Source organism: Burkholderia savannae, from assembly GCF_001524445.2.
In the GTDB taxonomy this organism is placed as follows: Bacteria; Pseudomonadota; Gammaproteobacteria; order Burkholderiales; family Burkholderiaceae; genus Burkholderia; species Burkholderia savannae.
Genome location: NZ_CP013418.1, coordinates 967,042 through 976,490, shown reverse-complemented (window position 1 = coordinate 976,490; position 9,449 = coordinate 967,042). Strand labels below are relative to the sequence as shown.

General features: G+C 64.6%; 12 protein-coding genes. 5 read left to right on the top strand and 7 right to left on the bottom strand.

What is annotated here, in order from left to right; genetic code table 11:
* Nucleotides 1-281: 281 nt before the first annotated feature.
* Nucleotides 282-698: a YXWGXW repeat-containing protein gene (locus WS78_RS25315; RefSeq protein WP_059582533.1), complete on the bottom strand. Its 417-nt coding sequence runs from the start codon at nt 696-698 to the stop codon at nt 282-284.
* Nucleotides 699-1,285: 587 nt separating this feature from the next.
* Here WS78_RS25315 and omp38 point away from each other — a divergent pair.
* Nucleotides 1,286-2,410 carry a porin Omp38 gene (gene omp38 / locus WS78_RS25310; protein WP_038744058.1) on the top strand — a complete coding sequence of 375 codons (1,125 nt, stop codon included), beginning with the start codon at nt 1,286-1,288 and terminating at the stop codon, nt 2,408-2,410.
* 244 nt (nt 2,411-2,654) lie between these two features.
* On the opposite strand, the gene WS78_RS25305 is transcribed toward omp38, so the two are convergent.
* The gene (locus WS78_RS25305) at nt 2,655-3,053 is read right to left on the bottom strand and encodes a GreA/GreB family elongation factor (protein WP_038744060.1); all 399 of its coding nucleotides are present in this window, start codon (nt 3,051-3,053) and stop codon (nt 2,655-2,657) included.
* Between the two features lie 193 nt (nt 3,054-3,246).
* Here WS78_RS25305 and WS78_RS36300 point away from each other — a divergent pair, with 193 nt between their 5' ends.
* Nucleotides 3,247-3,507: a hypothetical protein gene (locus WS78_RS36300; protein WP_157131161.1), complete on the top strand. Its 261-nt coding sequence runs from the start codon at nt 3,247-3,249 to the stop codon at nt 3,505-3,507.
* 67 nt (nt 3,508-3,574) lie between these two features.
* On the top strand, nt 3,575-3,916 hold the full coding sequence (locus WS78_RS25295) for a DUF4148 domain-containing protein (protein WP_038744062.1): 342 nt from the start codon (nt 3,575-3,577) through the stop codon (nt 3,914-3,916).
* A 201-nt stretch (nt 3,917-4,117) separates the two neighbouring features.
* Here the strand turns inward: WS78_RS25295 and WS78_RS25290 are convergent, their stop codons facing one another.
* Nucleotides 4,118-4,582 carry a CBS domain-containing protein gene (locus tag WS78_RS25290; protein ID WP_038744064.1) on the bottom strand — a complete coding sequence of 155 codons (465 nt, stop codon included), beginning with the start codon at nt 4,580-4,582 and terminating at the stop codon, nt 4,118-4,120.
* 176 nt (nt 4,583-4,758) lie between these two features.
* Between WS78_RS25290 and ribA the strand changes: the two genes are divergently transcribed.
* Nucleotides 4,759-5,412, top strand: a complete 654-nt coding sequence (gene ribA, locus WS78_RS25285; RefSeq protein ID WP_038744066.1) for a GTP cyclohydrolase II — start codon at nt 4,759-4,761, stop codon at nt 5,410-5,412.
* Here ribA and WS78_RS25280 read toward each other — a convergent pair.
* The 3 genes from WS78_RS25280 to WS78_RS25265 form a co-directional block, all read right to left on the bottom strand.
* On the bottom strand, nt 5,375-6,187 hold the full coding sequence (locus WS78_RS25280; protein ID WP_038744193.1) for a hydroxymethylglutaryl-CoA reductase: 813 nt from the start codon (nt 6,185-6,187) through the stop codon (nt 5,375-5,377). The genes ribA and WS78_RS25280 overlap by 38 nt on opposite strands.
* A gap of 86 nt (nt 6,188-6,273) precedes the next feature.
* Nucleotides 6,274-6,885, bottom strand: coding sequence for an N-acylhomoserine lactone synthase BspI1 (gene bspI1 / locus WS78_RS25275; RefSeq protein ID WP_059582528.1), 612 nt, complete (start codon nt 6,883-6,885; stop codon nt 6,274-6,276).
* 217 nt (nt 6,886-7,102) lie between these two features.
* On the bottom strand, nt 7,103-7,546 hold the full coding sequence (locus WS78_RS25265; protein ID WP_038744070.1) for a DUF4902 domain-containing protein: 444 nt from the start codon (nt 7,544-7,546) through the stop codon (nt 7,103-7,105).
* Between the two features lie 73 nt (nt 7,547-7,619).
* On the opposite strand from WS78_RS25265, the gene bpsR reads away from it, so the two are divergent.
* Nucleotides 7,620-8,339, top strand: a complete 720-nt coding sequence (bpsR, locus tag WS78_RS25260) for an autoinducer-binding transcriptional regulator BpsR (protein ID WP_038744072.1) — start codon at nt 7,620-7,622, stop codon at nt 8,337-8,339.
* Between the two features lie 20 nt (nt 8,340-8,359).
* Here bpsR and WS78_RS25255 read toward each other — a convergent pair whose 3' ends face one another.
* Entirely contained in the window at nt 8,360-9,076 is a 717-nt protein-coding gene (locus WS78_RS25255; protein ID WP_038744074.1) for an MgtC/SapB family protein, read from the bottom strand.
* Between the last annotated feature and the right edge of the window lie 373 nt (nt 9,077-9,449).

Below are 9,449 nucleotides of genomic sequence, written 5' to 3'. Positions count from 1 at the left end.
GCGATAGCGTCCGTGGTGCCCGCCTCGGCGGGAGGCGGGCGGACGATTGCCTGCGTTGCGCTTCCTGCAATCGCGCCCGCACCATCGCACGGCGATCCGCATCGCCGTATCGGTCGACGAACCGCTCCGACGAACCGCTCCGACGAACTGCTCCGACGAACCGCTCCGACGAACCGCTGCGCCGGCCGCGAGTTCGCTTGCCGTTCATCGAACGCGCCGAATAGCCGCGCTCCTCGAGCGATCCGCGTCGCGGCCGGCATTCGCGCGCCCGCGAGACGCGCTCAATTCCATCGCCCTTCGATGTAGATCCAGGCGCCCGAGCGTTGCTGCCAATGGCCGGGCACCCAGCGGTGGCCGGGGCGCGCCGCGATCCAGCGGCCCGGAATCCATACATACCGGCCGCCGCGCCAGCCCCAATAGCCGGTCGTCCATACATAACCGCGCGGGCGCGGCGGCGCGGGGCGGCGCTCGTGCCGAAGCGGCGGCGGCGGACGGTCCGGGCGACCATGGTACGGCGGCCTGGCGGGCTGAGGCTGCATCGGCGGGCGGTAGTCGGGCGGCCGATAGCCGGGCGGCGACTGTGGCGATTGCGGCGGCCCGGGCGGCTGCTGGGCGGTTGCGGCGGTGCCGAATCCGAGGCCGCCGGCAAGTGCGATGCCGCCGAGCGAAAGCGTGTGGAGAAATTGACGTCGATTCATGGTTGCTCCATGGAGTGAACCGGAAGCGGCGCAAGCCGAAGCGCCGCCGCAGGTTCGACCCTAACGCGTTGCAAGCAGGCTATCGTTACGAACCCTGTAACGGCTGTTACGGCGCCCAACCGTGGTGCGGACTGGTGGAGCGAACGAGATCTATCGAAAGTATGCTGGCGATAGTCTTTCGTTTTGGCGACGCCGAGTGCGCTTAAATGAGTAAAAAATACCGAATCCGCCGGTTTTACTGGAAGGCGTTTGTTGTTTATACGCAACCGTCAAGACGCTGACACAGAGGAATGATCTTGGCGAGACCGCCAAAAAGGAGGTGTCAAGAGGTCAAAAACTTGCGACAAAACAAATACTTATAAGAGGTCGGCATTTCTATTATTTCTAGTTCTGGAAAAGCTTATTTCTTTATTCGCGAATGGCGCCCCTAGGGTACACCCCTAAACTCACGGTTCCCAGAACGGGCAACCATCCGGGCGCGGCCATGCAGGAAGTTTCGCAAGCCGATATGGCGCTTCCGGGCGGTTGCAGACCGTTTATCGAAACGAGGTCGCAAGGCCTACCTTTTTTAAAAGGGAGCTCCACGCATGAACAAGACTCTGATTGTTGCAGCAGTTGCTGCATCGTTCGCCACCGTCGCACACGCGCAAAGCAGCGTCACGCTGTACGGCGTGCTCGACGCAGGCATCACGTACCAAAGCAACGTCGCGACGCCGTCGGGCTCGGGCAAGTCGCTGTGGTCGGTCGGCTCGGGCGTCGATCAAAGCCGTTTCGGTCTGCGCGGCTCGGAAGACCTGGGTGGCGGCCTGAAGGCAATCTTCACGTTGGAAAGCGGCTTCAACATCGGTAACGGCCGCTTCAACAACGGTGGCGGCATGTTCAACCGTCAAGCGTTCGTCGGCCTGTCGAGCAACTACGGCACCGTCACGCTGGGCCGTCAGTACGACGCAACCCAAGACTACCTGTCGCCGCTGTCGGCAACGGGCACCTGGGGCGGCACGTACTTCGCTCACCCGCTCAACAACGACCGCCTGAACACGAACGGCGACGTCGCGGTGAACAACACGGTCAAGTTCACGAGCGCGAACTACGCCGGCCTGCAATTCGGCGGCACGTACTCGTTCTCGAACAACTCGCAATTCGCGAACAACCGTGCATACAGCGCGGGCGCTTCGTACCAGTTCCAAGGCCTGAAGGTCGGTGCTGCGTACTCGCAAGCTAACAACGCTGGCGCGAACACCACGGGCGCAACGGATCCGTTGACCGGCTTCAACATCGGCGGCACGAACGCGGCGAACATCCAAGGCCGTTCGCGCGTGTACGGCGCTGGCGCAAGCTACGCGTACGGCCCGCTGCAAGGCGGCGTGCTGTGGACGCAATCGCGCCTCGACAACCTGGCAAACGGCACGCCGACCATCCGTGCCGACAACTACGAAGCCAACGTGAAGTACAACCTGACGCCGGCACTGGGTCTGGGCGTTGCTTACACGTACACGAACGCGAAGGCAAACGGCGAAAGCCAGCACTGGAACCAAGTTGGCGTCCAGGCCGACTACGCTCTGTCGAAGCGCACCGACGTGTATGCACAAGCTGTGTACCAACGTTCGTCGAAGAACGCGAACGCGTCGATCTACAACGGCGACCTCAGCACGCCGTTCAGCACGTCGATCAACCAAACCGCGGCAACGGTTGGTCTGCGTCACCGCTTCTAAGCTTGACGGCTGGCTTGTCCAGTCTCGAAAAGGCGCCTTCGGGCGCCTTTTTTTATGCGCGACGCCGATGCGATGCGCGTCGAGGTGAAAGAAAAAAGCGAGGGTTGCACATGCATCCTCGCTTTTCTCTTGGTGGGTCGACGTCGACGGGCGGCGCGCCCGTTCTTCGGCATTCGTGCTGTGCGGCTGGCTAGCCGGCCGTGCTTGCCCGGCTACCGTGCCGCATCCGGCGATTCGCCGCCGTTCAGTAGGTGTAATCGCCGCTCGCTTCCGGCTGGTACACGATCTCGGCGATTTTCAGCGTCGCGTCCGCGCCGCCCGGCAGCGTGACTTTCACTTTTTCGCCGCAGCGTGCGCCGAGCAGCGCCATGCCGACCGGAGAAAACACGTTCAGCCGGCCCTGTTCGAAGTTGACCGCATCCGGATAGACGATGGTCCAGGTCATGTCCTGGCCGGCCGTTTCGTCGATCAGCTTGATCTGCGAGTTCATCGTGACGACGTTTGCCCGAATCTTGTCGGGCTCGACGATATCCGCACGCTCTAGCAGCGTGTCGAGCATTTCCTGGTAGCGAGGGTTGCGTTCCGCGTGCTTTTCGAGGCGCGCGACGTCGAGTTCGGTGAGCTGATAAATCCTGTTCTTCATGACAGTCTCCAAATGATCGGCTTGGGTGGCGTGGCCAACCTGCGGGATCGCCCGGAGCCTGGCTGACGCGGCTCCGGGATGGAGGCTGCTGTCAGGTCAAGCGCCGGGCCGCGGCGAGCGGCGCTGCAAGCGTGCTTCGAAGGAGGGGAGGCGTCGCGACGGCGACCACGGCCGCGCGCGCACCGCGCGGGCGGTGCGCAAAATTGGCGTGGAAGGTCTGCGTGCGCATGATCGAGGCAATGAAACGAAAGACGAAAGACGGGACAAACTTTACAAATATACAACAAAACGACGAACCGGACAGCAGGCGAGCGAGCCTGTGGCGTCGCTTCCCATTGTTGCCGTCGTGATGCTTTTGACTGGCTTTCGGCTGCAATACAGCCTGAAATTATTGCTATTGATGCAACGCTGTATGTTTAAACTAGGGATTTCCCCTTGTAATGCCGGTGACTAGACTGGAATCAATCGCTTCGGACAACGGTGCCTGGAGCGACGCCAATACAACATTCCGGAGGTCCATCATGAAATCGTTCGTCTATGCAGCCGTTGCCGCGTCGATGCTCGTCGCGCCGCTCGCTTCTTTCGCGCAAGCCGACCAGCAGCAGCCGCTGACCCGCGAGCAAGTGAAGTCCGAGCTCGTCCAGCTCGAGCAGAACGGCTACAAGCCCGAATCCGGCGAGACCCAGTATCCGGCGAATGTCCAGGCTGCTTCGCAACGCATGCGCCCCGCGCAGCAAACGCTCACGCACGCCGACACGAGCGGCTATGGCGTGCAGCCGGCCGGCGCATCGGAATCCGGTAGCCGCGCGAGCATGTCGCCGACTTCGCCTTCGTTTGGCCATTCGGTCTACTTCGGCAACTGACTGGATCGGCACGTCGTACTGAATGCACCCGGCAGCGCCGAGCGCCGCCGGCAACCCTGAAGAGGTCGATTCCATAAACCGCGAGCCCGTGCGATGCGCGAGGCTCGCGAGTGCAGAGCCGAACCTCCGTCGCCGCACTTCGGCGGCTTTGCCCAGACGCGATGCGTTTGGGCATTTTTTGATAGGCGCCGTGGCGCGTGTCTACTGCGGGTGCACGGCAGCCGGAATTCCGTGGATGTAATGCTCCAGCTGATCGATCGTAAACTGCTGATCGGCGATCACGTTTTTCACAAGGTCGCCGATCGACACGAGCCCGATGAGCCTGCCGTCGTCGAGCACGGGCAAGTGGCGCATCCGGTGTTCCGTCATCAGCGCCATGCACTCGTCGCTCGTCTGCGTCGGTTCGACGTAGCGCACCTTCGACGTCATGATTTCCTCGACGCGCGTCGCCTTCGACGAACGGTCGAGGAGCACCACCTTGCGCGCGTAGTCGCGCTCCGTCACGATGCCGGCAATGTCCGCGCCGTCCATCACGAGCAGCGCGCCGATGCTCTTTTCGGCCATCAGCTTGATCGCGTTGTAGACGGAATCGGACTTCTCGATCGTGTGAATCGTGCGTCCCGAATCAGGCTTGGACCTGAGAATCTGTGCGACGGTGAGGCTCATACGCTGTCTCCCTTGGCTGGGCGATTCACGGAAGGCGGCGCGCGGCCGCCGCGTCGGGTGAAGCATCCAGTATAGATCGGCGTCCGCGGGCGGGTGCGTCCAGTTCGCAGATTAGCGGTAAACTCCGTCCACTCGCCATCCAGAACATTCCTTAATTCTTTCGTTTGATGCATTCCATGAAGTCTTCGCATCCTGAATCGCCGCAGCCCGACGACGGCGCCGTGCCCGAGTGCGTGACGCTCGTCGCCACGGCGACGCTTCCCACCCGCTACGGCACCTTCACGTCGTATGCGTTTCGCGTCGCGGGCGGCGATGCCGAGCACCTCGCGCTGGTGATGGGCGATGTCGCCGAGCAGCCGTCGGTGCTGACGCGGCTTCATTCCGAATGCCTGACGGGCGACGTGTTCGGCTCGTATCGATGCGATTGCGGCGAGCAACTCGATCTCGCCTTGCGCTACATCGCGGCCGAGGGGCGCGGCGTGCTGCTGTATCTACGCGGACACGAAGGCCGCGGGATCGGCCTGAGCAACAAGATCCGCGCGTATGCGCTGCAGGAGCAGGGGCGCGACACCGTCGAGGCGAACCTCGACCTCGGCCTGCCGGACGATGCGCGCGAGTATGATTCCGCCGCCGCGATCCTGCGGATACTGAAGGTCACGTCGGTCCGACTGATGAGCAACAACCCGAAGAAGTTCGACACGCTCGTGCGGCACGGCATCCCGGTCTGCGAGCGTGTCGCGCTCGCGGTGCCGGTGCGCGAGGAGAACGAGCGCTATATCCGGACGAAGCAGCTCAAGTTCGGCCACTATTATTTCGACGAAAACGAGTAGAGCGCATTGCGCGGCGCGGCTTGCGCGCGCCGAAGCGCTGCTCGGCAATCGGTAGATCGAAGCGGCGGCGCATCTCGGCCGCGATCCACTCGCATGCCTGCCGCGCGCAATCGGTGAGCATTCTACGGTCCGCGTGGCCGTCGATGTCGTAGACGAAGCGCACGTCGACCTCGTCGCCCGTCAGGTGCCGCTCGAGCTCGTTCAGGTGCAGCCGCGGCGACAGGCCTTGCGCGAGCGCGCGTAATTCGTCGAAGTGGTATTCGAGCCAATCGGCGAAAAAGAGGGCGTCGCCGCGGTCCGCGAGCCGGAACGCCGCGCTGCGCGTCACGCGCATGCCGGCCCCGGCCGCTTGCGAGCCGCACGGTTCGTCGCGCGTCGACGCGTCGCGCCGGCGCGACGCCGCCGGCGCGTTGGCCGCCGACGGCGCTCGGCCGCCCGGTGCGCGTTGCGCGAGCGGCGCCCGCGCATGCCGGCAACGCGTGCGCAGCGCATGCCAGAGGAGCGCGTCGCCGTTCGCGGCCGACGGCTGCATCGTCAGGTCGTGCGCGCCGTCGTCGCACGAGTCGACTTCGCGGATCACGAGGCGCAGCGTGCAGAGCGGCTCGTCGTCGAGATACAGCGTCGCGGAGCGGGGCAGTCCGCAGACGGGCGGCATCGCGCCGCGCGCGCGAAAGACGAGCCCCTGCCTGCCGAGCCGCACGAGCGGCAGGCGCCCGGCGAACGACGGGAAGGCGACGGCGATGCGGGTTTCGCCGGCATCGAACGTGGGCAGCATCGCGCGAAATACCGATGAATGGTCCACGGTGTATATATCTCCTTGAATGGCGAACGGCACGGTTCCGAGGGCCGACAATCGCGCGCTCAGGCCGCTTCGGCGCGCGGCGCGCACAGCAGCGGATCGAGGCCGAGTGCGGCGAGCGTCTGTGCATCGAGATCGATCCAGCACGCGACCACCATGCGCCCGTCGATCTGTTGCGCGGGCCCGGCCCGGTGCGCGTGCACGCCGATCCGGCGAAACAGCCGCTCCATGCTGAGGAAGGTCACGCCGATCAACTGCTTCGCGCCGCGCCGCACCGCGCACTCGACGACGGCGGCGAGCATCGGCCGCACTGCCCACGCCGGATTGCCGCTTCCGGCCGGATCTTCCGCGTTCGCGGCGAAGCGCGACAGCTCCCAGACGGCCGCGGCCTGCGGCAGCGGCATGTCGTTCGCGACGAGGCTCGGGAACAGTTCCTGCAGAAGATACGGGCGGGTGGTCGGCAGCAGCCGCGCGCAACCGCAAATTTCGCCGTCGTCGTCGCGGGCGAACACGTAGACGGTGTCGTCACGGTCGTACTGGTCCCGCTCGAACCCTTCGCTTGCCGACGGTAGCTTCCAGCCGAGCTGCTCGACGAAAACGCGGTGCCGATAAAGGCCCAGATCAGCCGCCAAGTCGCTCGGCAGGCGCCCGTCGCCATGAACGAAAGTTCGCATGGTGTCGTCCTCGTGCGTGTACTTTGGAATGGGCGCATTACATCGCGCGCTCCGAGGACAAGTAACTGTTAACCCTTACAGGGTCGGGATGGCGAGGCGGGTGGGGGAGCTTTGGCGGATTTCGTCAGTGCCGGGTTGCAAAGATTGGATAATTTGCTTGTCAATCCGCAACGTTCGAGGAAAATTGGACAATATGCACTAATTGCACCAATGCGCATCATTGCAGAGTGGGGCCCGCGTGCGAAAAATCGCCGCGACGAAACATCGCGGCGGCGACTGCGGACGGCCAGTTCAACTGGGCGAGCCGGCGTGACAGCGCGGCCGACGTCGGGTCCATCCCGATGTCGAGACCGTTGCCGTCCACGCCCATCACGTTGCTGCGCACGTCGCCCCATGCTATGACGAATGCGCCCGTGGAGCCGTCGACGTACCAGTCCCAGCCGACGGTGACGTGCGCGGCGCACGTGCTCGACGGCCGCTCCCATTCGGTGTAGCCGGCGAGACGGGCGTCGATTTCGCTCGCGCGCAGCTCGACGAGCAATCCGGAATCGATTCCGGACGACACGTGCACGAGCTGCAGCTCCGCGAGCGCGTGCACGGGAAGGCGCACGTAGCCGTCGGTGGATGGGCCGCAAAAGCGGTGGAGCAATGGTGAATTCATGCCGCGGAATGTATCAGTCCGCGCGCGTGCTGAAACCTAGCAAGTATGACAGCGTGAAGCTGCTGGAGAACGAATGGAACTGCGCTGGCAAGATGCCTATCTTCAATTTAGCGCCGCGGAAAACGAGCAGCAGCTCTTTCAACAGATCGCCGCGTACTCGAAGCGGCTCGGCTTCGAATATTGCTGCTATGGCATACGCGTGCCGCTGCCGATCTCGAAGCCGGCGGTGGCGATCTTCGACACCTATCCGAACGGCTGGATGGAGCGCTATCAGGAGATGAACTACCTGGAGGTCGATCCGACCGTGCGCGACGGCGCGCTCTGCTCGAACATGATCGTCTGGCCCGAGGCGAGCAGCGTCGACGAGACGACGCTATGGCGCGACGCGCGCGATCACGGGCTGGCCGTCGGCGTCGCGCAGTCGAGCTGGGCGCCGCGCGGGGTGTTCGGGCTCCTGACGATCGCGCGGCACACGGATCGCTTGACGCCCGCCGAGATCAATCAGTTGACGCTGCAGGCGAACTGGCTCGCGAACATGTCGCACTCGCTGATGAGCCGCTTCCTCGTGCCGAAGCTCGCGCCCGAATCGGGCGTGTCGCTCACGCATCGCGAGCGCGAAGTGCTGTGCTGGACGGGCGAGGGCAAGACGGCGTGCGAGATCGGCCAGATCCTCAACATCTCCGAGCGCACCGTGAACTTCCACGTGAACAACATCCTCGACAAGCTCGGCGCGACGAACAAGGTGCAGGCCGTCGTGAAGGCGATCGCGATGGGGCTCATCGAGGCGCCGTGAGCGGCGCGGGCGCGCCCGCGTCACTCCATCATCGGCTCGGCCTCCTTCGCCGTCCAGCTCACGCTCGAGATGCTCTTTTCCATGCTCATGCGGCTCGCGATCTGCTCGAGCTTCTGCTGATCCTTCGGGTGCAGCTTGAGCGTCGCCGTCACCTTGATGCGCTCGGGCGCGTCGGGCTCGCGCGGCACGTCCTCGCTCGTCAGGCTCTGGAACGACAGCGGCTTCGCATACATCGAATTCGACAGCAGCGTCCGGATGTGCACTTCGTCCGACGCGAGGCAGATCACGATGATCTGATATTCGCGCACGAGATCGGCGTTCGAGACGGGCGTCGCGTTGATCGCCTGGCTCACGCCGCGCAGCAGCGTGTTCGTCAGCAGTACGACGCCCGTGCCCGCGAGCGCGGGCATGTAGTGGCCGGCGCCGGACAGCACGCCGACCGCGGCCGAGCACCAGAGGGTCGCCGCGGTGTTGATGCCCTGGATTGAGCCTTTGTCGCGCATGATGACGCCGCCGCCGAGAAAGCCGACGCCGGACACGACGTAAGCGGCGATCTGCGTGACGCCGGGAATCCCGTTGCCCGTCAGCACGCCGAGCGTGACGAAGAGGCACGCGCCGCTCGCGACGAGCGTGATCGTGCGCAGGCCGGCCGTGCGCTGGCGGATTTGCCGCTCGAGGCCGATGGCGACCCCGCAGGCGAATGCGGTGAAGAGGCGAAGTGCGAATTCGAAAGTCATTGGTGTTCTGCCATGCCGAGTGCGCGGCGCGCGACGGAGCGCGGCGGCGCGAGCGTCCCGAGCGGGCGCGCATGCATCGTGCGCCGCACGCCACTTTAGCGCGCGAATCGATGCGTTTGTGTGAATCGGGAAATCGCACGCGTTCCGATGAACGCGCGCGGCGGCGACTGGGCCGGCAGGCGGGCGTTCAGGCGAAGCGGCGTGCGGACGTTGCGCTGCTACTGTCCACGACGGTTCCTGAAAGGATGGATGGCCGGCATTCTAGGCGGGACCCGTCGCGCGAGTCAACCCGCAAGAGCGGCTGCGCGGGCGCTCGGGTGGGCGACGTCCGGCGACATTCCGTGACGGCCGCGGCGATGCGCGAACGCGGGCG

What these genes read in the sequence shown, in the direction of transcription:
- bspI1 (WP_059582528.1), bottom strand. Translation starts at nt 6,885, where the DNA reads ATGCGAACTTTCGTTCATGGCGACGGGCGCCTGCCGAGCGACTTGGCG.
- bpsR (WP_038744072.1), top strand. Translation starts at nt 7,620, where the DNA reads ATGGAACTGCGCTGGCAAGATGCCTATCTTCAATTTAGCGCCGCGGAA.
- omp38 (WP_038744058.1), top strand. Translation starts at nt 1,286, where the DNA reads ATGAACAAGACTCTGATTGTTGCAGCAGTTGCTGCATCGTTCGCCACC.
- WS78_RS25265 (WP_038744070.1), bottom strand. Translation starts at nt 7,546, where the DNA reads ATGAATTCACCATTGCTCCACCGCTTTTGCGGCCCATCCACCGACGGC.
- ribA (WP_038744066.1), top strand. Translation starts at nt 4,759, where the DNA reads ATGAAGTCTTCGCATCCTGAATCGCCGCAGCCCGACGACGGCGCCGTG.
- WS78_RS25295 (WP_038744062.1), top strand. Translation starts at nt 3,575, where the DNA reads ATGAAATCGTTCGTCTATGCAGCCGTTGCCGCGTCGATGCTCGTCGCG.
- WS78_RS25255 (WP_038744074.1), bottom strand. Translation starts at nt 9,076, where the DNA reads ATGACTTTCGAATTCGCACTTCGCCTCTTCACCGCATTCGCCTGCGGG.
- WS78_RS25305 (WP_038744060.1), bottom strand. Translation starts at nt 3,053, where the DNA reads ATGAAGAACAGGATTTATCAGCTCACCGAACTCGACGTCGCGCGCCTC.
- WS78_RS25280 (WP_038744193.1), bottom strand. Translation starts at nt 6,187, where the DNA reads ATGCTGCCCACGTTCGATGCCGGCGAAACCCGCATCGCCGTCGCCTTC.
- WS78_RS25315 (WP_059582533.1), bottom strand. Translation starts at nt 698, where the DNA reads ATGAATCGACGTCAATTTCTCCACACGCTTTCGCTCGGCGGCATCGCA.
- WS78_RS25290 (WP_038744064.1), bottom strand. Translation starts at nt 4,582, where the DNA reads ATGAGCCTCACCGTCGCACAGATTCTCAGGTCCAAGCCTGATTCGGGA.